We start from the raw sequence: 1001 nt of genomic DNA, 5'->3' as shown, positions 1-1001 counted from the left end.
AAAGGTGGGATATGGAGACAGCCAGGCAGAACTCCTGCCCCTCAAAGGATACCTTGATGTTAGGGTTGCCGCCCTTTGTCTCGTCTCCCCGGGAGTAAAGGCAGTTTTTGCGAGCAGCCCGCCACTCCTCCAGCGTGGCCCGCCCCTTGCAGACCTTTCCCCAGAGTTTTCTCCCACCAAACACCACTTTGGGTACGGTCCCGTTTTCCCGGTGAGCCTCAAGCTCAGCCAGTTTCTCCTCTAAAGATGCTACCCGGTTGTTCCGCCCCTTGACCACCAGGCGGAGTTTTTCAACAATGTCCGGGGCATCGCCTTTTTCTTCTACCTTCGCTAGCTTACTCATAGCAAAGCCAAGCTTCTTCCTCGCCCGGCGTAGTTTGTTTTTCGTTTCCTCAATCTCCAGCTCCAGCAGCTCTTTTTGGGAGTCCAGCACGGCCTGTGCCTTAAGCCTGGCGTCGTCCACGTAGCGGGAGTTGATTCCGAAAAGATCTTGCCCCAATTTCTTGATTTCATCGCGGGATGCACCCTCCAGTAGCCGGTTGAAGGCCCAACGCATGCAAGCACAGAAAAGGCGCATCTCCGTCACAAGAGGATCTTCCTCACCACGGCTCCATTTCTGTGAGCGGAAGGCCGGGTAAATCTCCGGAAAGAACTCCCCGCAAACTGTCATGCTAAATTTGTCCTTTTTGTGTTTCTTCGGCATCTCTTATCAGCTCCCGGAAGCCCTGCCGGATTTTCCTGCCACCCCTCGCACCATACAGCCGGGCTGAAAATGAAGTCACTACAGCCAGCAAATCCTGGACAAGTCGGGTATCTCCGCTGGCCGCTGGGCAGCCGCACAGGCCTGATCAGGCCTTGTTTTTCCCGTGCCCGAAGTCTGTTCGGGTGTACGCCTAATTTCTTTGCTGCTTCTCCAATGGATAAGAGTTCCATGCTTTTATGGTAGCAAAATAGTTAAGTAAAGTCAACTACAGTGGGGTTTCTTGAAGCTGCTGCAAACC

General features: G+C 53.7%; 1 protein-coding gene and 1 pseudogene. Both read right to left on the bottom strand.

Annotated elements, in window-relative coordinates:
- Positions 1–703, bottom strand: a pseudogene (locus AN618_RS12415) (IS200/IS605 family accessory protein TnpB-related protein); the annotation flags it as partial.
- The gene (locus AN618_RS14110) at positions 667–933 is read right to left on the bottom strand and encodes a MerR family DNA-binding transcriptional regulator (RefSeq protein WP_222926531.1); all 267 of its coding nucleotides are present in this window, start codon (positions 931–933) and stop codon (positions 667–669) included. The pseudogene AN618_RS12415 and the gene AN618_RS14110, both read right to left, overlap by 37 nt.
- Positions 934–1001: the final 68 nt, after the last annotated feature.

Source organism: Fervidicola ferrireducens (assembly GCF_001562425.1).
Classification (GTDB): Bacteria; Bacillota; Thermosediminibacteria; order Thermosediminibacterales; family Thermosediminibacteraceae; genus Fervidicola; species Fervidicola ferrireducens.
The sequence above is the reverse complement of the archived record's forward strand: the minus strand, read 5'-3'. Positions and strand labels throughout refer to the sequence as shown.